The sequence below is a fragment of the Novosphingobium sp. HII-3 genome (assembly GCF_002916655.1).
GTDB classification, from domain to species: domain Bacteria; phylum Pseudomonadota; class Alphaproteobacteria; order Sphingomonadales; family Sphingomonadaceae; genus Novosphingobium; species Novosphingobium panipatense.
The window spans coordinates 59,741-78,653 of the sequence record NZ_PPSM01000057.1 but is presented as its reverse complement, the minus strand read 5'-3'; the positions used below and the strand labels follow the sequence as shown (position 1 = coordinate 78,653).

General features: G+C 64.7%; 16 protein-coding genes. 11 read left to right on the top strand and 5 right to left on the bottom strand.

All coding sequences use genetic code 11. From position 1 onward, the window contains the following. Nucleotides 1–31 precede the first annotated feature (31 nt). From plsY to C2R25_RS16845, 4 genes are all read left to right on the top strand, one after another. Nucleotides 32–628, top strand: a complete 597-nt coding sequence (gene plsY, locus C2R25_RS16860) for a glycerol-3-phosphate 1-O-acyltransferase PlsY (RefSeq protein WP_103730320.1) — start codon at nucleotides 32–34, stop codon at nucleotides 626–628. Continuing rightward, a complete protein-coding gene (gene dprA, locus C2R25_RS16855; RefSeq protein WP_103730319.1) occupies nucleotides 625–1,734 on the top strand; it encodes a DNA-processing protein DprA in 1,110 nt (369 codons plus the stop codon). Before plsY ends, dprA begins: the two co-directional genes overlap by 4 nt. Before the next feature lie 193 nt (nucleotides 1,735–1,927). Further along, nucleotides 1,928–4,522, top strand: a complete 2,595-nt coding sequence (gene topA, locus C2R25_RS16850) for a type I DNA topoisomerase (RefSeq protein ID WP_103730318.1) — start codon at nucleotides 1,928–1,930, stop codon at nucleotides 4,520–4,522. Beyond that, entirely contained in the window at nucleotides 4,519–4,698 is a 180-nt protein-coding gene (locus C2R25_RS16845) for a hypothetical protein (RefSeq protein ID WP_103730317.1), read from the top strand. Before topA ends, C2R25_RS16845 begins: the two co-directional genes overlap by 4 nt. 31 nt (nucleotides 4,699–4,729) lie before the next feature. Here the strand turns inward: C2R25_RS16845 and C2R25_RS16840 are convergent, their stop codons facing one another. From C2R25_RS16840 to lepB, 4 genes are read right to left on the bottom strand one after another with little or no spacing between them, the layout of a single operon-like run. Then, nucleotides 4,730–5,794: an SGNH/GDSL hydrolase family protein gene (locus C2R25_RS16840; protein ID WP_103730316.1), complete on the bottom strand. Its 1,065-nt coding sequence runs from the start codon at nucleotides 5,792–5,794 to the stop codon at nucleotides 4,730–4,732. Continuing rightward, nucleotides 5,794–6,687 (bottom strand): GTPase Era, encoded by an 894-nt coding sequence (gene era, locus C2R25_RS16835; protein WP_103730315.1) that lies wholly within the window; start codon nucleotides 6,685–6,687, stop codon nucleotides 5,794–5,796. The genes C2R25_RS16840 and era overlap by 1 nt, the downstream gene beginning before the upstream one ends. Next, complete coding sequence (rnc, locus tag C2R25_RS16830; RefSeq protein WP_103730314.1) at nucleotides 6,684–7,352, bottom strand: ribonuclease III; 669 nt, start codon at nucleotides 7,350–7,352, stop codon at nucleotides 6,684–6,686. The genes era and rnc overlap by 4 nt, the downstream gene beginning before the upstream one ends. Continuing rightward, entirely contained in the window at nucleotides 7,353–8,195 is an 843-nt protein-coding gene (gene lepB / locus C2R25_RS16825; protein ID WP_103730313.1) for a signal peptidase I, read from the bottom strand. It lies immediately after the preceding gene. A 152-nt stretch (nucleotides 8,196–8,347) separates the two neighbouring features. Between lepB and pgi the strand changes: the two genes are divergently transcribed. Next, nucleotides 8,348–9,868 (top strand): glucose-6-phosphate isomerase, encoded by a 1,521-nt coding sequence (pgi, locus tag C2R25_RS16820; RefSeq protein WP_103730312.1) that lies wholly within the window; start codon nucleotides 8,348–8,350, stop codon nucleotides 9,866–9,868. A gap of 51 nt (nucleotides 9,869–9,919) precedes the next feature. Here the strand turns inward: pgi and C2R25_RS16815 are convergent, their stop codons facing one another. Further along, the gene (locus C2R25_RS16815) at nucleotides 9,920–10,567 is read right to left on the bottom strand and encodes an alpha/beta hydrolase (protein ID WP_103730311.1); all 648 of its coding nucleotides are present in this window, start codon (nucleotides 10,565–10,567) and stop codon (nucleotides 9,920–9,922) included. A 184-nt stretch (nucleotides 10,568–10,751) separates the two neighbouring features. Between C2R25_RS16815 and gor the strand changes: the two genes are divergently transcribed. The 6 genes from gor (at nucleotide 10,752) to bioB (ending at nucleotide 18,906) form a co-directional block, all read left to right on the top strand. Then, nucleotides 10,752–12,098 carry a glutathione-disulfide reductase gene (gor, locus tag C2R25_RS16810; protein ID WP_103730310.1) on the top strand — a complete coding sequence of 449 codons (1,347 nt, stop codon included), beginning with the start codon at nucleotides 10,752–10,754 and terminating at the stop codon, nucleotides 12,096–12,098. 174 nt (nucleotides 12,099–12,272) lie between these two features. Then, nucleotides 12,273–13,799: an acyl-CoA carboxylase subunit beta gene (locus tag C2R25_RS16805; protein ID WP_103730309.1), complete on the top strand. Its 1,527-nt coding sequence runs from the start codon at nucleotides 12,273–12,275 to the stop codon at nucleotides 13,797–13,799. Between the two features lie 82 nt (nucleotides 13,800–13,881). Beyond that, a complete protein-coding gene (bktB, locus tag C2R25_RS16800; RefSeq protein WP_103730308.1) occupies nucleotides 13,882–15,072 on the top strand; it encodes a beta-ketothiolase BktB in 1,191 nt (396 codons plus the stop codon). Then, nucleotides 15,069–15,506 (top strand): methylmalonyl-CoA epimerase, encoded by a 438-nt coding sequence (gene mce, locus C2R25_RS16795; RefSeq protein WP_103730307.1) that lies wholly within the window; start codon nucleotides 15,069–15,071, stop codon nucleotides 15,504–15,506. The genes bktB and mce overlap by 4 nt, the downstream gene beginning before the upstream one ends. A gap of 119 nt (nucleotides 15,507–15,625) precedes the next feature. Next, nucleotides 15,626–17,785, top strand: a complete 2,160-nt coding sequence (gene scpA, locus C2R25_RS16790) for a methylmalonyl-CoA mutase (RefSeq protein ID WP_103730306.1) — start codon at nucleotides 15,626–15,628, stop codon at nucleotides 17,783–17,785. A gap of 71 nt (nucleotides 17,786–17,856) precedes the next feature. Further along, nucleotides 17,857–18,906: a biotin synthase BioB gene (gene bioB / locus C2R25_RS16785; protein ID WP_103730305.1), complete on the top strand. Its 1,050-nt coding sequence runs from the start codon at nucleotides 17,857–17,859 to the stop codon at nucleotides 18,904–18,906. Nucleotides 18,907–18,913 lie beyond the last annotated feature (7 nt).

The following is an 18,913-nucleotide window of genomic DNA, read 5'->3' as shown; positions in this document are numbered from 1 at the left end:
GCAAAGCCCGATAGAACGCTAAGGCCGCTGCATGGCGTGGATTCTCTCACTTGGACTTGGCTACCTTTTCGGCTCCGTGCCGTTCGGCCTCATACTCACCCGGATGACCGGCGCGGGCGACCTGCGTTCGATCGGCTCCGGCAACATTGGCGCGACGAACGTGCTACGCACGGGCCGCAAGGGTCTTGCGGCCACAACCCTTCTGCTGGACCTGCTCAAGGGCTTTGCGGCCGTGCTGGTCGCGGCGCAATTCTGGCCTGAAGCGGCCGCGCTCGCCGCGCTTGGGGCGTTCCTCGGCCACTGCTTCCCGGTCTGGCTCGGCTTCAAGGGCGGCAAGGGCGTCGCGACCACGGCCGGTGTTGCCTTCGGCCTCGCATGGCCCGTGGGATTGGCCTATGCCGTCACATGGCTGAGCCTGCTGGCTCTCGTGCGCATATCGTCGGTCGCAGGGATGACGGCGGCTGTCGTCGCGCCGCTCGCCGCCTATGGCTTCGGTCGGCCTGAAGCCGGGCTCGTCCTTGCCGTCATTGCGGCCCTCGTGTTGTTCCAGCATCGGGAGAACATCACCCGGCTGCGCGCCGGAACCGAACCCCGTATCGGCGGCAGCAAGACCGGCAGCGCCAAGTGAGCGCAGCGGGCGGGCTTTCCCAGGAAGAGGCCTTCGCCCGGATCCGGCTTCTGCGTTCGTCCAACCTCGGACCGATCACCTACCGGCACCTGCTGGCCCGCTTCGGCAGCGCTCTCGATGCTGTCGCGACCCTGCCGGAGCTCCCCGACCGGGCGAGCCGCGCCTGCGTGCTGGCGGACGAGCGTTCGATCCAGAAAGAGATCGCCAGCGCCCGCAAGGCCGGAGTGCGGTATCTCTTCCACGATTCGCCCGAATACCCGTTCCTGCTCGATCAGAGCCCCGGTTCGCCACCCATCCTCACCTACCGCGGTGATCTGTCGGTGCTTGCCAGGCCCTGCGTCGCCATGGTCGGCGCGCGCAATGCCTCCGCTGCGGCGATGAGGCTGGCGCGGGAAATCGCGCACGATCTGGCGGGCGAAGGCTGGACGGTCGTTTCCGGCCTGGCAAGGGGGATCGACGGCGCCGCCCATCAGGGCGCCCTCACGGCGGGTTGTACAGTGGGTGTCATCGCCAGCGGCATAGACATCGCCTATCCGCCTCAGCACGCCGCGCTTCAGGAAGAGGTCGCCACGCGTGGACTGCTTCTTGCGGAGCAGCCACTGGGGGCGGAGCCGCTGGCACGGCACTTCCCCGCACGAAACCGCATCATCGCCGGGCTCAGTCTAGGAACAGTCGTCGTGGAGGCGGCTCCGAAGTCCGGCTCACTCATCACGGCGCGACTCGCCAACGACATGGGGCGCCATGTCATGGCAATTCCGGGATCGCCGCTCGACCCCCGGTCGCATGGCTGCAACCATCTGATCCGCGAAGGCGCGACCCTGGTGCAGGATGCCGCAGACGTCCTCGAACTTCTCGACGCGTCCGCAGGGACGGCTCGCAGCGACGGTGCGGAGAGGGAGGGAGACGGTGCGGCAGACACGGCGGTCGAGAGCTTTGCCGTGCCGGGAGAGGAGGTCCTCTCCCTTCTCACCACGACACCCGTCGGGGTTGATGAGTTGATCCGCCAGTCGGGCGCTGCAGCGGCGGCGGTTCAGCTTGCGCTGGTTGAACTGGAACTGGACGGGCGGCTCGCACGCCACGCCGGAGGCCGCGTCAGCCTGGCTTGAGCCCGGCCTGCCACGCCGTCGGGATGTGGCGCGCAGGGTGGGACAGGAGGGCTGCTGCGATATGCCGCTTTATCCCGTCATCCTAATGCGGCAAGGGAGCGCCGCGGCAGGGCTTGACGGCAGCGTCGGACGCAACCCACCTTGTACGTGTATGTATGCGTGCGCGCACGCGAGGGGCAGACCGGATCAGAGAATGCAGCTTGTCATTGTAGAATCGCCGGCCAAGGCGAAAACCATCGAGAAGTACCTGGGCAAGGACTACAAGGTCCTCGCCAGCTACGGCCACGTCCGCGACCTTCCTCCCAAGGATGGATCGGTTCGCCCGGACGAGGGCTTCGAGATGGACTGGGAGCTCTATGGCGACAAGCAGCGCCAGGTTAAGGCGATCACGGACGCCGCCAAGGGTGCCGACCGGCTGATCCTCGCAACTGACCCTGATCGCGAAGGGGAGGCGATCTCGTGGCATGTGCGTGAATTGCTGGCGAAGCGCAAGGCGCTGCCCAAGGACGTGCAGCGCGTCACCTTCAACGCCATCACCAAGGACACCGTAACGAAGGCGATGACCCAGCCGCGCGAGCTGGATCAGGACCTGATCGACGCCTATCTCGCCCGCCGCGCTCTCGACTACCTCTTCGGCTTCACGCTTTCGCCGGTGCTGTGGCGCAAGCTGCCGGGGGCGAAGTCTGCCGGCCGCGTCCAGTCCGTCGCCTTGCGGCTGATCGTCGACCGCGAGCGTGAGATCGAGGCGTTCAGGCCACAGGAATACTGGTCCGTCGCGGCGCTCATGGCGCATGACGGAACCGACTTCACGGCCAAGCTGGTCACGTTCGATGGCCAGAAGCTCGACCGCCTGAGCCTTGGCGACGAAGGCACCGCCATGCGCGCGAAGGCCGCCGTCGAGCAGGGCGCCTTCAAGGTCGAGGGGGTCGAGACGAAGCCCCATCGGCGCAATCCGCAGCCGCCTTTCACGACATCGACCCTGCAGCAGGAGGCCGCGCGCAAGCTCGGCTTTTCTGCCAGCCAGACCATGCGCGTGGCGCAGACGCTTTATGAGGCCGGCGCCATCACTTACATGCGTACGGACGGCGTGCAGATGGACCCGAGCGCGATCTCGGCCTGCCGATCCGCAATTTCGGAGCGCTTCTCCGGCCACTACCTGCCGGAACAGCCCCGCCACTATGCAACCAAGGCGAAGAACGCGCAGGAAGCGCACGAAGCGATCCGCCCCACGGACTTCACAAAGGAGCGCCATGGCTCCGGCGACGAGGCGCGTCTCTACGATCTGATCTTCAAGCGTGCGATGGCCAGCCAGATGGCCTCGGCCGCGCTGGAACGCACGACCATCACCCTGCGCGATGGCACTGGCCGCAACGAACTGCGCGCGACCGGGCAGGTCGTGAAGTTCCCGGGCTTCCTGGCGGTCTACGAGGAAGGGCAGGACAACAAGACCGAGGACGACGAGAGCGGTCTTCTTCCGTTCATGCAGGCAGGCGACATGCCGGCTAAGAAGGACGTCAGCGCCGAGCAGCATTTCACGCAGCCCCCGCCGCGCTACTCCGAAGCGAGCCTGGTGAAGCGGCTTGAGGAACTCGGCATCGGTCGTCCTTCGACGTACGCGGCCACGATCCAGGTCATCAAGGACCGCAATTACGTCCGGACGGAAAAGAACCGTTTCTTTGCTGAGGAATCGGGCCGTCTCCTGACATCGTTCCTCGAGCGCTTCTTCCCGCGCTACGTGGCCTATGAGTTCACCGCCGGGATGGAGGATGAACTCGACGACGTTTCCGGCGGCCGCCAGGAATGGAAGGCCCTGCTCGAAGCCTTTTGGCGCGACTTCAAGCCGAAGTCCGACGAGGTCATGGAGAAGAAGCCTTCGGAGGTGACCGAGGCGCTGGACGAGTTCCTGTCCGACTACCTTTTTCCGCCCAAGGATGACGGCAGCGATCCGCGCCTCTGCCCCAAGTGCGGCGACGGGCGGCTTGCCCTGCGCGGCGGACGCTACGGCGCCTTCGTCGCCTGTTCCAATTATCCCGAGTGCAAGTACACCCGGAAGTTCGCGCAGCCCGGCGGCACTGCCGATGCGGGCGAGGACGAAGCGCTGGGCAAGGACCCGGAGACCGGGGAGGATATCGTGCGTCGCTCGGGCCGCTTCGGGCCATACATCCAGTTGGGTGAAGGGAAGGAAGCGAAGCGCGCAAGCATTCCCAAGGACATCGACGAGCTGACGCTGGACTGGGCAATAAAACTGCTCAGCCTTCCGCGCACCATCGGCCAGCACCCTGAAAGCGGGAAGGACATCACCGCCAGTATCGGCCGCTACGGTCCGTACCTGGCACATGACGGCAAGTACGCGCGTCTGCGCAGTACCGCTGAAGTCTTTGACACCGGCATGAACGCGGCCGTTTCTCTGCTGGCCGACGCCGCCAACCGGGGCGGCGCCGCTTCGCGGACCAAGGCCGAGCCGATCAAGGAACTTGGCGCTCATCCGACCACCGGTGGCGAGATCAAGGTGCTTGCGGGGCGTTACGGCCCCTACGTCACGGATGGCACGACCAACGCCACGCTCCCGCGCGACCAGAAGCCAGAGGACCTCACCGTGGAGCAGGCCATCACCCTGATCGACGAAAAGGCGGCGAAGGGGCCTGCGAAGGGCAAGAAGAAGGCGGCGCCGAAGAAGGCTGCGGCCAAGAAGGCACCCGCCAAGAAGGCCCCTGCCAAGAAGGAGGGGGCAACGAAGGCGCCTGCCAGGAAGGCGCCTGCCAGGAAGACCAAGGAGGCTGCAGAATGAGCGATAAGGTTGCCAAGCACAAGCAGCCGTGGAAGCCGGAAGAGCTGCAGAAGCTTCAGGCCCTCGCCGGAAAGGGAAAGGGCCTGAAGGAGATCGCCAAGGCGCTCAACCGCACCGAGGAATCCACCAAGGATGCGGCGCGCCAGCATGGGATGACCATCTCGAAGGCACGATAAGAGGCATCCCCGGTCGCGGCCGGGGGGCTTCTCAGCTGCGCTTGCCGTTCGCCGGTTGCGGGGTCGGCGTCCGGTTGGGCTTGCCGACCGGCGGCGGCACCGAGATTGTGGGGGCGGGCAGGGGCTTTGGCACCAGACGGAGCGGCACCGGCGTGCCTGCGGGTGTCGCTTCAGCCGGTTTTGGTGTCTTCACCGGCCGCACGCCGCTCTCGATCAGGAGGGTCGCCACGCTTTCGGCGGTGGCTTCCATGCCCGCCCGGTTCAGGTGCCACTGTAGTCCCTGACGCCCATCGTAGCCTTCCGGTGAGCCGATCATCCACGGTTCCTCATCGCACGGTGTGTGCGACGCCGACGCGACGTCCATCCTGGCCAGCATTGCACCATGAGCCTGCGCCACGCGGGCGGTGATCTCGGACAGTCGCCGTCCAATTTCACGCACGATAGCGGCGTCCGCTTCATTCACCGGCGTCACGGCACACAGCTTGCCGGGGGCCGGAAGCGGGGTGAGATACTGGACGAAGACGATGCGGGCCTGCGGAGCGGTGGTTCTGATCCGCCGCGCGATCTCGTTCAGCTGCGCCTCGTCACGAACGTAGTCTGCTTCGCTTGGCACGTATACTGGTCCGCAGGCCCGACCGTTGGAGCCCTGCGTGGCGATGACCCGGGCGTTGAAGGCGCAGGTCGCGGAAAAGAGATTGCCGATATACGACAGGTCATTGCCGCCGATGGTGATCGTGACCAGCCGCGTCTCCCGCGTGACGCTGTTGATCTGAGGCGGGACCTCGGCCCAGGGGCCAAGGACGTGATCCGTCGTCGCGCCGGAGCACGAGCGGTCGATCAGTTCCATGCCGAAACGCGCGGCGAGGAGGGTGGGGTAATTGCTGAAGCTCTGCCCGCAGCGTGCCGGCCAGCTGGGCTTCGCCGGCGGCAGTTGCGGGCCCGCTGCAAAGGACGACCCGATGGCAACGTAGCGTTGCCCGGCCAGGTTTTCAGCAGCCGCAACCGGCTTCTCTGCGGCGGCAGCAGTGGTGAGAGGCACGGCGCAGGCGCACAGCAGGGCGGCCGTGAGCCATGCGCCCGCAGGGGGTCGCTTCATTACTTCACCCAGTCCAGGCCGATTTCTTCGTAGATGTCCTTGGTTTCGGCCCAGTTCTCTTCGACCTTCACGTGAAGGAAAAGATGGACCTTCTGCCCCAGCACCTCGGTCAGCTCCTTGCGTGCCGCCTCGCCGATGGCCTTGATCCGGGCTCCCCGCTTTCCCAGCACGATGGCCCGCTGGCCGTCGCGCGCGACGACGATCTGCTGGCGGATCTCGACCGAACCGTCCTTGCGCTGCGTGTAGGCTTCAGGGCGGACGGCGGCGTCGTAGGGCAGTTCCTCATGAAGCTGGCGGTAAAGCTGCTCACGGGTGATCTCGCAGGCGAGGAGGCGCTCGCTGGCATCGGACACCTGATCTTCCGGATAGTGCCACGGGCCCTCCGGCATTAGCCGGGCAAGCCAGGACTTGAGTTCCGGTATGCCGTCGCCGGTCAACGCCGACACGAAGAACACTTCGTCGAACGTGACTTCGGCGGTGAATTCCTGTGCCAGTTGCAGCAGCTTCTCCTTGGCACCGGCGTCCACCTTGTTCAGCACCAGAACCTTGCGCTCGGGCCGGTCCTTCAGCGTCTCCAGCAGTGGCATGAGTTCGTGGCGGCGCAGCTTCACCGTGTCTACGATCAGGAGGAGAGCGTCGGCTTCCTGCGCGCCCTCCCAGGCCGCAGCGACCATGGCGCGGTCGAGGCGGCGCTTGGGAGCGAAGATGCCGGGGGTATCCGCCAGGATGATCTGGGCGTCCCCCTCAAGCGCAATGCCGAGAAGGCGTGCGCGCGTGGTTTGCGCCTTGGCCGAGGTGATCGCCACCTTTTGGCCGACAAGGGCGTTGACGAGCGTGGACTTGCCCGCATTGGGCGCGCCGATGACGGCGACGAGACCGCAGTGTTGGGTCATCCGAATTTCCTCATGAATTCTTCTGCTGCACGTGTTTCCGCGTCCTGCTTGGAATGCGCAGTGGCCTGTGCCGCTCCCACGTTGTGGACGGAAACCTCGACCGTGAAGCGTGCAGCGTGATCTGGACCGGAGCGGTCCACAAGCGTGTATTCGGGCATGCGCCGCCGATTCCCGGCGGCCCACTCCTGAAGGGCGGACTTGGGATGCTTGCGCTTGCCGGTCTTGCCCTGAAGCGTGTCCTCCCACATCCGCAGCACCATGTCCCGGGCGGCAGGGAAACCGCGCTCGGTAAAGCAGGCGCCGATCAGCGCCTCCATCACGTCGCCAAGGATGTTGTCGGAATCCTCTCCTCCGTCATCGCGGGCCTGTTTGCCCAGACGAATGTGAGGGCCGAGGCCGATCTCGCGCGCGATCATGGCGCAGGTGGCACGGCTGACGAGGGCATTGAGCCGCTGCGAAAGGCGGCCTTCCGCCTCGTCGCTGTTGCGGAACAGCCATTCGGCGACGGAGAGGCCGAGAACCCGATCGCCCAGGAACTCGAGCCGTTCGTAATTGCGCTTCTCGCCGGTGGAGCCGTGCGTGAGCGCGGACTGCCAAAGGGCCGCATCGATCGGCTCGTAGCCGGCGTGCTTGATCAGGAAGTCGCGGGTCTTGCCTTCAAGCACTCAGATCACGCTCCCGATGCGGCTCCACCGAGCGGCGGTGAACCAGGTCCACGGCTTGATCCATTCGGCCGAGCCGTCGGTGGAGAACATCATGAGCGCGGCCTTGCCGACCAGATTGGCTTGGGGAACCATTCCCACGCCGCCGCCTTCGACGGGCGGGAAACGGCTGTCCATCGAGTTGTCCCGATTGTCGCCCATCAGGAACAGATGACCCTCGGGCACGACGAAGACCCCGGTGTCGTCCTGCGGCGTGGCGGCCATGTCGAGCACGTTGTAGCTCTTGCCGTTCGGCAGTGTTTCACGGAACTGCGGGTAGGCGCAGACTTCCCTGCCATGGAGCACCTTCTCGAAGCCGGGGCCGCAATCCGTGTTGGGGCTGACGGGGACCACGAAGTCGGCGACCTTCACCTTGGGTACGGAGGTGCCGTTGATCCAAAGCTGGCCGCCCTTCATCTGGATCTCGTCACCGGGCAATCCGATCACGCGCTTGATGTAGTCGATGTCGTTCTGCGGTGGAGCCTTGAAGATCACGACATCACCACGCTCCGGCTGGCTCGCGAGGATGCGCCCGGGGATCAGCGGAAGGCTGAAGGGCAGCGAATACTTCGAGTATCCATAGGACCACTTCGTGGCGAACAGGTAATCGCCGGTCAGGAGCCGCGGCAGCATGGATTCGCTCGGGATGTTGAAGGGCGAGATGATGAAGCTGCGCAGCACCGCGACTCCGAGCACCAGCCAGAAAAGGAAGGAGAAGAAGTTCTCGTCCTTCTTGGGCTTGGCAGCGGGTTTTCCGGTATCAGTGCCAGGTGCTTCGATCTTGGTCGCGCTGTGGGTGTCGCTCATGGGTCAAACCCTTGCTCACGCGGGCACCGTTCCGTCAAGAGCGATCCAGACCAACCTTTGACCCGCATCGATAAATGCACAGGCCGGGCTTGGTTTTCGCGGCCCCGGAACGCATAAGGCGGGCCGAAACGCCTTAGAAGGAGATGCGTGGCATGAGCGAAGCGGTGTGGAACAAGCTGCAGGGCCTCGACAAGCCGACTCTGAAGCAGCTTTTCGATGCCGACTGCTCGCGGCTCGACAGGCTGGCGACCCGGTTCGACCTCGGTGAGGAGGAGAACTCCACAGGCATCCTCTTCGACTGGTCCAAGAGTCACCTCGATGCCCCTCACATCGCCCTGTTCGAGGAACTCGCGGCAGAGATGGACTTCGCGGGACGTCGGTCCGCGCTGTTCGACGGCGGCATCGTCAACCCGACCGAAGGGCGTGCCGCCGAGCATACGGCGCAGCGCGGAATCGGCAAGGAAGACAGCGTCAGGACGGCCGCGGAAAACCACCACCGCATGGCAGCGATCGTGGAGGCCATTCACCGGGGGGCGATGGGTGAGGTCAAACACCTCATCCATGTGGGCATCGGCGGGTCGGCCCTTGGACCGGCGCTGGCGATCGATGCCCTCGCCCGCGAGGGGGCCATGGTGGATGTGCATGTCGTCTCCAACATCGACGGTTGTGCACTGGAACAGGCTTTCGCCCGATGCGACCCGGCCACGACGATGCTTGCGATCGCCTCGAAGACGTTCACCACGATCGAGACGATGACGAATGCCGACAGCGTTCTCATCTGGCTGCGCGAAAACGGAATAGAGGATCCCTATGGCCGTGTGGTGGCCCTCACGGCCGCGCCGGAAAAGGCGATCGAGTGGGGCGTTGACGAAACCCGCATTCTGCCGTTCTCGGAAAGCGTGGGCGGTCGGTACTCGCTGTGGTCGTCGATCGGCTTCCCTGTGGCGATGGCCCTGGGCTGGCCCGACTTCGCGGAGTTCCTCGACGGCGCGGCCGCCATGGACCTGCATTTCCGGGACACGGATGGCGCGGCCAACCTGCCCTTGCGCGCCGCCTTCGCGGACCAGTACTACACCCGCCTGCGTGGCTGCCAGACACGCGCGGTCTTTGCGTATGACGAGCGTCTGAGCCTGCTGCCGGACTACCTGCAGCAGCTGGAAATGGAGTCGAACGGCAAGTCGGTGAAGTTGGACGGCTCGCCGGTGGACGGTCCCACTGCACCGATCACCTGGGGCGGCGTCGGCACGGATGCGCAGCATGCGGTGTTTCAGCTGCTGCATCAGGGCACCAACCTGGTGCCGGTGGACTTCATAGCCTCGATCGCTCCCGGTCACGATCTCGCGAGCGATCATCACCGCATCCTGCTTTCCAACTGCTTCGCGCAAGGTGCGGCGTTGATGGCGGGCAAGGCGAGCGAGGATCCGGCGCGGGTTTACCCGGGCGACCGACCTTCGGCGACGATCCTGGTGGATGACCTGACGCCGGCCACCTTCGGGGCACTGATCGCCTTCCATGAGCACCGCACCTTCGCCAACGCAGTGCTCATGGGGATCAATCCCTTCGACCAGTTCGGCGTGGAATTGGGCAAGGAAATCGCAAAGCAGATCGAGCAGGGGGAGGCCCATTTCGACCCCTCGACCATGGCGCTGCTCTCGCTTGCCGGCATCGGCTGACCGGTGGTCCCGGGCGGCCGGGGCGGTCCACCTGAAACGTAGCGGGCCTCATCAGGTGCGGAACGCGAGACCTTCGTCCCGGCCTGGCTGACGGGGCCGCGTTCCGGCCGCCGCCGGTCCGGAAACGCTCTGGATCAGCCGGGCAAGGAGCGCCTTGCCGTGATCCCAGCTGCCAAGTCCCGAGTCTGCGTTGATGTGACCCGCGTCGCCCGCATCGACGAGGGTGCTGCCCCAACGTCGGGCCAGGCTCTTCGCCGTCTCGAAACCCATCCATGGATCGTTGCGGCTGGCGACGAGCAGCGAAGGGAAGGGCAGCGCCTCGGCGGGTGTGGGGGAAAAACCGGTCAGGCGTTCGTCGCGCGGGAAGAAGTCCACCTCCGGCGGTGCGACCAGCATCGCGCCCACGACCGCGCCAGTCGATACGGGCTGCTCGAACTTGGACCACCAGGCCGTCAGGATGCAGCCAAGGCTGTGGGCGACGATCACGACCGGCCGGTTCGCGCGATATACCGCAAGGTTGAGGCGGTTGATCCATGTGTTGCGATGGGGGTTGTCCCAGCTGCCCAATTCAACGACCTGGCAATCGTCCAACTCTTCGGACCAGCGGCGTTGCCAGTGCCCGGGGCCGCTCCCCTCCAGACCGGGAACGAGCAGGATCAAGGGGCGCTTCGTGTGTTCGGTTTCGTGCAAGCTCGCCATGGGGATCTCCCAATTCGCCGTTGCTGCTATAACTCAATCGTAAAAGTAGAGAAATGCTGTTTGGTTCCCCGGGCCGGGAAGAATGTGTTGACGCCGATGAAAATCGGGCTCCGCTCCCCGGCGGGTGGCAATCGGAACAACCATGTCCCATATGCGCCCCCGGACCCTAGGGAGCATTTTTCGCATGGCTGACTACGACTACGATCTTTTCACCATCGGGGCAGGTTCTGGCGGTGTCCGGGCCAGCCGGGTCGCGGCCGCGCACGGCGCGCGGGTAGCCGTGGCTGAGGAGCACAGGGTCGGTGGCACCTGCGTGATCCGTGGCTGCGTACCCAAGAAGATGCTCGTCTACGGTGCTCATTTCGCCGAGGATCTCGAGGATGCGACGCACTTCGGCTGGGAGATTTCAGGCTGCACGTTCGACTGGAAGAAGCTTCGCGACAACGTGCTGAGCGATGTTGATCGGCTGAACGGCCTGTATACGCAGACGCTCGAGAACAACAACGTCGAGATCTACCACCAGCGCGCCACGATCACGGGTCCCAACGAGGTCACCCTGGCGAGCGGCGAGAAGAAGACGGCACGCTATATCCTCATTGCCACGGGTGCTCGCCCGCACGTTCCTTCCTGCCCGGGCCATGAGCACGGCATTACATCGAATGAGGCGTTCCACCTTGATGCGATACCCAAGCGCGTTCTGATCGCAGGAGCGGGCTATATCGCCAACGAGTTCGCGGGCATCTTTCACCAGTTCAGGGCCAAGGTCACCCTGATGAACCGGTCTGATCAGTTGCTGCGCGGTTATGACGAGAGCGTACGTGACCGTCTGCTGCAGATCTCACTCACAAAGGGCATCGACTTTCGTTTCAACGCGGCTTTCGAGAAGATCGAGAAGCAGGAGGACGGCTCGCTGCTCGTGTTCATGTCCAACCACGAGCCGCTCGCGGTCGACAGCGTGCTGTTCGCCACCGGGCGCGTACCGAATATCGAAGGTCTTGGTCTTGAAAGTGCCGGAGTCCGGCTGACCGATCGCGGCGCGATCGAGGTCGACGAGAATTCGCGCACGAACGTGCCCAGCATCTATGCCGTCGGCGATGTTACGGATCGCGTCCAGCTTACCCCCGTCGCCATCCGCGAGGGGCAGGCGTTCGCTGACACGCTCTTCGGCAACAAGCCGACGACGGTCGACTATTCCTGCATTCCGTCCGCGGTGTTTAGCCATCCGCCGATTGCCGGCGTCGGGTTGACGGAGGCTCAGGCGACGCAGAAGTTCGGATCTGTCAAGGTCTACACGAGCGACTTCCGTCCCATGAAGAACGTCGTCGCGCACCGCAACGAGCGGTCCTTGTACAAGATGGTATGCAATGTGGAGACTGAGAAGATCCTTGGAATTCACATGATCGGGCCGGACGCGCCGGAGATCATGCAGGTCGCCGCCGTGGCCGTTAAGGCGGGGCTTACCAAGGCCGATTTCGATGCCACCGTGGCCATCCACCCGACGATGTCGGAGGAGATGGTGTTGCTCAAGTAAGCAACTAAATTACACGACGGGTGTCCTCGGCGCTTTTCCTGACGGCTGCGCGAAGCTTCGCGCAGCCGCTGCTTTTAATCGGCCGATTAAAAACAGTTGACCTGTGCGTTTCTAGCTGCCTTTACCGCTGTGAGCATTTTCGATGCTGGAACCAGAGCAGGCAAGGGAAGCCGGATGTCAGCCAATATCGCCGAAATGGAGAAGCGCCGGGACGCGGCAAAGCTGGGTGGTGGGCAAAAGCGCATCGATGCGCAGCACGCCAAGGGCAAGCTTACCGCCCGCGAACGCCTCGACGTCCTTCTGGACGAAGGCAGTTTCGAGGAGATGGATCTCTACGTCGAGCATGACTGCGTCGACTTCGGCATGCAGGACCAGAAGATCCCCGGCGACGGCGTGGTCACGGGTTCGGGCACGATCAACGGCCGCCTCGTCTATGTGTTCAGCCAGGATTTCACCGTTTTCGGCGGATCGCTCTCGGCGCGTCACGCGCAGAAGATCTGCAAGGTGATGGACGCTGCGCTGAAGGTGGGGGCGCCGGTCATCGGCCTCAACGACTCCGGCGGCGCGCGCATCCAGGAAGGCGTGGCCTCGCTTGGCGGCTATGCCGACGTGTTCCAGCGCAACGTGCTAGCCTCGGGCGTGGTGCCGCAGCTTTCCCTGATCATGGGCCCCTGCGCAGGCGGCGCGGTCTACTCGCCCGCCATGACCGACTTCATCTTCATGGTGAAGGACAGCTCGTACATGTTCGTGACCGGGCCGGACGTCGTCAAGACCGTCACGAACGAAGTCGTCACCCAGGAAGAGCTGGGCGGCGCGGTGACGCACTCCAGCAAGACCTCCGTCTCGGACCTTGCGCTGGAGAACGACATCGAGGCGCTGTTGGCAGCCCGTGACTTCTTCGACTTCCTGCCTTCGTGCAACCGTGACGACGTGCCGGAAAGGCCCACCGCAGACGCCTGGGATCGCCTCGAGCCGAGCCTCGACACCATCATCCCGCCCAGCGCCAACCAGCCTTACGACATGCACGAAGTCATCCGTAAGACGGTCGACGAGGGTGAGTTCTTCGAGCTTCAGCCGCTGCACGCCGGCAACATCATCATCGGCTTCGGCCGTGTCGAAGGCCGCACCGTCGGCATCGTCGCCAACCAGCCGATGGTCCTTGCAGGCGTCCTCGACATCAATTCGTCCAAGAAGGCAGCACGTTTCGTGCGCTTCTGCGATGCGTTCAACATTCCGTTGATCACCTTCGTCGACGTGCCGGGCTTCCTTCCGGGCACGGACCAGGAGCACAACGGTATCATCAAGCATGGGGCCAAGCTGCTCTTCGCCTACGCCGAAGCCACCGTGCCGAAGATCACGGTCATCACCCGCAAGGCTTACGGCGGGGCGTACGACGTGATGAGCTCCAAGCATCTGCGCGGCGATCTCAACTACGCGTGGCCGACCGCGGAGATCGCGGTGATGGGCGCCAAGGGCGCCGTGGAGATCATCTTCCGCGGCCAGGACGCCGACGGCATCGCGGCCAAGACCAAGGAATACGAAGACCGCTTCGCCAACCCCTTCGTGGCGGCGAGCCGGGGCTATATCGATGAGGTCATCTACCCGCACTCGACCCGCCGGCGCATCGCGCTCGGCTTGCGCAAGCTGCGCAACAAGGCGCTCGAGAACCCCTGGAAGAAGCACGACAACATTCCGCTCTGAAGCGCACCGTCGTCGACAGGGGCGGGGCGGCAGCCGGGAGTTCAGGCACCGGCGCAACATACAAGGGATTGGAAAGCACGTCATGGAAGACATCTACATCGTCAGCGGCGTTCGCACGGCAGTCGGAGACTTCGGCGGATCGCTCAAGTCGTTCATGCCGGCCGAACTCGGGGGTCTCGTCGCCGCGGAGGCGCTGAAGCGCGCCGGCGTCGAACCCGAGGCCGTGCAGCACGTCGTTATCGGCCAGGTCATGCCGACCAGCGCCCGCGACGAGATGCTCAGCCGCGTGATCGGTATCAACGCCGGCGTGCCGCTCTCGACCCCCGCGCTGACGCTCAACCGCCTCTGCGGCTCCGGCGTCGAGGCGATCGTCTCCGCGGCCCGCGTCATGATGCTGGGCGAGGCGTCCGTGACGCTTGCGGGCGGTGCGGAATCGATGTCCAACGTGCCTTACCACGATCACGGCGTGCGCTGGGGCAGGAAGATGGGCGCCAACACGCAGGAAGACGCGCTGACGCTCGGCCTGTCCGACGCCATCGGCGGCTACCACATGGGCATCACGGCTGAAAATGTGGCGGAGCGTCATTGCGTCTCTCGCGAGGACATGGACGCGCTGTCCGCCACCAGCCATGCCCGCGCGGCGAAAGCCATCGCGGAAGGCCGCTTCAAGGACCAGATCCTTCCGGTCGAGGTGAAGACCCGCAAGGGCGTCACCGTGTTCGACACCGACGAACATGTCAAAGCGGATACCACTGCCGAGATCCTCGCCAAGATGCGCCCGGCATTTAAGAAGGACGGCACTGTCACGGCGGGTAACGCCAGCGGGATCAACGACGGCGCTGCCGCGGTGGTGCTGGCGACCGCTTCCGAGGTCGAGAAGCGAGGCCTCGAGCCCATGGCGCGGATCGTCGCCTGGGGGCATGCCGGCGTTGAGCCCGAATATATGGGCGAAGGCCCCATTCAAGCTGTTCCCATCGCGCTGCAGCGCGCCGGGCTGACGCTTGACCAGATGGACGTCATCGAAAGCAACGAGGCCTTCGCCGCGCAGGCCGCCGCCGTCTCAAAGGCGCTCGGCTTCGACGCGAACAAGGTAAACCCCAACGGCTCGGGAGTCTCGATTGGCCATCCGGTCGGCGCCACGGGCACGATGCTGACCATCAAGTGCATGTACGAGCTGAAGCGCGTGGGCGGTCGCTATGGCCTGATCACGATGTGCATCGGCGGCGGCCAGGGCATCGCCCTCGTCATCGAGAACGCGGGAGCAGGATCGTGAAGCTTGGCCGGATGAACCACATCGGTGTCGCGACGCCGGACCTTGATGCCGCGATCGCGTTCTATCGCGACGTGATGGGCGCCACGGACATCACGGAACCCTTCGTGCTGGAGAGCCAGCAGGTGCGGGTTTGCTTCGTCAACACGCCCGGCGAGAACGGTACGGCCGGCACGCAGGTGGAGTTGCTGCAGCCCACGACACCCGACTCTGCGGTGGGCAAGTGGCTGGAGAAGAACCCGCTCGGGGGGCAGCATCACATTTGCTACGAAGTGCCCGACATCCACGCCGCGAAGGCGTGGTTCGAGAAGCTGGGCAAGCGCGTTCTGGGGGAGCCGCGCATGGGCGCGCACGGGACCCTGATCTTCTTCGTCCACCCCAGGGACATGGGCGGCCAGCTGACCGAAATCATGGAAGCGCCCAGGCACGGGCACTGAGGCATACGAGGTTCCTCGAAGTCCCGGGGCTTGGAAAAACCTGAACTGACGAAGAACGATCTAGAACAAGAGGCGGATGCTGAAACGGCTTCAGCACCGCGATTTGGCGAGGCAACGCGATGACCGATAAACCCACCTTCGAAAGCTGGCAGGCTGCGGCGGCGAAGGAGGTCAAGGGCAAGGACCTGACCTGGAACACGCCCGAGGGCATCGCGGTGAAACCGCTCTACACCGCTGAGGACGTGACCGTCGATCCCGGCCTCCCCGGCTTTGCGCCCTTCACGCGCGGCGTGCGCGCATCGATGTATGCCGGCCGCCCCTGGACCATCCGCCAGTACGCCGGGTTCTCCACTGCCGAGGAGTCGAACGCGTTCTATCGCCGCAACCTGGCGGCCGGTCAGAAGGGCCTGTCGGTCGCGTTCGACCTCGCCACGCACCGCGGCTACGATTCGGATCACCCGCGCGTGGTGGGCGATGTCGGTAAGGCGGGCGTCGCGATCGATTCGGTGGAGGACATGAAGATCCTGTTCGACGGCATCCCGCTCGACCAGATGTCCGTCTCGATGACCATGAACGGCGCGGTGATCCCGATCCTTGCGTTCTTTATCGTCGCCGGTGAAGAGCAGGGCGTTGAGCGCAGGCTGCTCGACGGGACCATCCAGAATGACATCCTCAAGGAGTTCATGGTCCGCAACACCTACATCTACCCGCCCGAGCCGAGCATGCGGATCATTTCCGACATCTTCGGCTACACCAGCCGGGAGATGCCCAAGTTCAACTCGATCTCGATCTCCGGCTACCATATGCAGGAAGCCGGTGCGACGCAGGTCCAGGAACTGGCGTTCACCATCGCCGACGGTGCCGAATACGTGAAGTACGGCGTCGCTTCGGGCCTTGACATCGACAAGTTCGCCGGCCGCCTCTCGTTCTTCTTCGCCATCGGTATGAACTTCTTCATGGAAGTCGCCAAGCTGCGCGCGGCGCGTGTGCTCTGGCACCGCGTGATGACGAACCTCGGCGCGAAGGACGAGCGCTCAAAGATGCTGCGCACGCACTGCCAGACTTCGGGCGTATCGCTGCAGGAGCAGGACCCCTACAACAACGTCATCCGCACGACGATCGAGGCGATGGCCGCAATGCTGGGCGGCACTCAATCGCTCCACACGAATGCGCTGGATGAGGCGATCGCCCTGCCCACCGACTTCTCGGCCCGTATCGCCCGCAACACGCAGATCGTCATTCAGGAAGAGACCGGGATGACCAAGGTGGTCGATCCTTTGGGCGGCTCCTACTATATCGAGGCGTTGACGCAGGAACTGGTCGACAAGGCCTGGGAAATCATCCAGCGCGTCGAAGCGGAAGGCGGCATGGCGAAGGCCGTTGCGGCGGGCTGGCCCAAGGCGATGATCGAGGAAGCCGCCGCCGCCCGTCAGGCCCGCGTCGATCGGGGCGAGGATGTGATCGTCGGCGTCAACAAGTACCGCCTCGCCAACGAAGACCTTCTCGAAACTCTGGAGGTCGATAACGCAAAGGTGCGCGAGGCCCAGATTGCCCGCATAAACAAGGTCAAGGCAGAGCGCGACGAAGCCGCCTGCCAGGCTGCACTCCAGGCGCTGCGCGACGGAGCCGCGGCACCCGCGAGCCTCGAAAACAACTTGCTGGCCCTTGCCGTCGAAGCCGCGCGCGCCCGCGCGACTCTGGGCGAGATTAGCAGCGCTATGGAAGAGAGCTTCCAGCGCTACGGCACCCAGCCCACTCCTGTTAAGGGCGTCTACGCCGCGCCTTACGCAGGTGATCCGCGCTGGCAGCAGGTGCTCGACGGCGTGGCTGCGGTGGAACGTCGCCTTGGTCGCAAGCCCAAGCTGCTGGTCGCCAAGATGGGCCAGGACGGACATGACCGCGGCGCCAATGTCATTGCCTCTGCCTTCGGCGACATGGGCTTTGATGTCGTGTCCGGCCCGCTGTTCCAGACGCCTGAGGAAACGGTGGTGCTGGCGCTGGAGAACGAAGTCGACGTCGTCGGCGCCTCGTCGCTGGCAGCCGGCCACAAGACCCTGATCCCGGAACTCATCAACAGGCTCCGCGAGGCGGGTCGCAACGATGTGAAGGTGATCGCCGGGGGCGTCATTCCGCCGCAGGACTACGAGTTCCTGCGCAACGCCGGCGTTCAGGGCATCTACGGCCCGGGATCCAACGTGGTGGAGTGCGCGGCCGACGTGCTCAGGCTGCTCGGCCACAACATGCCGCCACTCGGTTCCGACCTGCAGGCGGCCGAGTAAGGCTGATGCTGGATCAGGGCACCGCCAGCGTCTATGACGCAGGCTTGGCCCTGGCCAGCTAAGGAATGACTATGACCGTATCCGCAATCGCTCCCCGTAACGACTGGACCCGCGAGGAAATCGCTGCCCTGTTTGACCTGCCCTTCACGGAGCTGGTCTTTCGCGCGGCCGAAGTGCATCGCGCCAGCCATCCGGCAAACGAGGTGCAGCTTTCCACGCTGCTCTCGATCAAGACCGGCGGGTGCGTGGAGGATTGCGGTTACTGTTCGCAGTCGGTCCATGCCGAAAGCGGCGTCAAGGCGACCAAGCTGATGGAAGTGCAAGCGGTGCTCCAGCGCGCGGCGCAGGCGGCCGACCAGGGTTCCACCCGTTTCTGTATGGGCGCGGCCTGGCGCAACCCCAAGGACCGCGACATGCCCGCCATCATCGAGATGGTGAAGGGCGTGCGTGCGATGGGCATGGAAACCTGCATGACGCTGGGCATGCTGACGCCTGAGCAGGCGGACATGCTGAGCGAAGCGGGCCTGGACTACTACAACCACAACATCGACACTTCGCCCGAACGCTACGACCGGGTCATCACCACGCGCACGATGGACGATCGCCTCGAAACGCTGTCGAACGTGCGCATGGCGGGCATTAACGTGTGCTCGGGCGGCATTGTCGGGATGGGGGAGACCCGCGCTGACCGCGTCGGTTTCATCCACACGCTGGCGACGCTGCCCGACCATCCGCAGTCAGTGCCGGTCAACGCGCTGGTGCCGGTGAAGGGCACCGTGCTGGGCGACATGCTGGCCGACACGCCGCTCGCCAAGATCGATGACGTGGAGTTCGTGCGCACCGTGGCGGTGGCACGCATCACCATGCCGCAATCGATGGTGCGCCTCTCGGCCGGGCGCGAATCGATGTCGGAGATGACGCAGGCGATGTGCTTCATGGCCGGCGCGAACTCGATCTTCACCGGCGACAAGCTCTTGACCGCCCCCAACGCGGGCGACGACAACGATCTCGCGATGTTCGCACGCCTCGGCATCAAGCCGATGGCCATCGAACTGACGCCCGCGCAGGTCGAGGCCCAGCGCATGCCCAGGGGCTGCGCGAAGCTGGAAGCGGCCGAGTGATCAAGCG

Bases quoted from the DNA above. Each gene is read 5' to 3' on its own strand.
- plsY (WP_103730320.1), top strand. From the start codon at position 32: ATGGCGTGGATTCTCTCACTTGGACTTGGCTACCTTTTCGGCTCCGTG.
- topA (WP_103730318.1), top strand. From the start codon at position 1,928: ATGCAGCTTGTCATTGTAGAATCGCCGGCCAAGGCGAAAACCATCGAG.
- C2R25_RS16845 (WP_103730317.1), top strand. From the start codon at position 4,519: ATGAGCGATAAGGTTGCCAAGCACAAGCAGCCGTGGAAGCCGGAAGAG.
- C2R25_RS16840 (WP_103730316.1), bottom strand. From the start codon at position 5,794: ATGAAGCGACCCCCTGCGGGCGCATGGCTCACGGCCGCCCTGCTGTGC.
- era (WP_103730315.1), bottom strand. From the start codon at position 6,687: ATGACCCAACACTGCGGTCTCGTCGCCGTCATCGGCGCGCCCAATGCG.
- lepB (WP_103730313.1), bottom strand. From the start codon at position 8,195: ATGAGCGACACCCACAGCGCGACCAAGATCGAAGCACCTGGCACTGAT.
- pgi (WP_103730312.1), top strand. From the start codon at position 8,348: ATGAGCGAAGCGGTGTGGAACAAGCTGCAGGGCCTCGACAAGCCGACT.
- C2R25_RS16815 (WP_103730311.1), bottom strand. From the start codon at position 10,567: ATGGCGAGCTTGCACGAAACCGAACACACGAAGCGCCCCTTGATCCTG.
- gor (WP_103730310.1), top strand. From the start codon at position 10,752: ATGGCTGACTACGACTACGATCTTTTCACCATCGGGGCAGGTTCTGGC.
- C2R25_RS16805 (WP_103730309.1), top strand. From the start codon at position 12,273: ATGTCAGCCAATATCGCCGAAATGGAGAAGCGCCGGGACGCGGCAAAG.
- bktB (WP_103730308.1), top strand. From the start codon at position 13,882: ATGGAAGACATCTACATCGTCAGCGGCGTTCGCACGGCAGTCGGAGAC.
- scpA (WP_103730306.1), top strand. From the start codon at position 15,626: ATGACCGATAAACCCACCTTCGAAAGCTGGCAGGCTGCGGCGGCGAAG.
- bioB (WP_103730305.1), top strand. From the start codon at position 17,857: ATGACCGTATCCGCAATCGCTCCCCGTAACGACTGGACCCGCGAGGAA.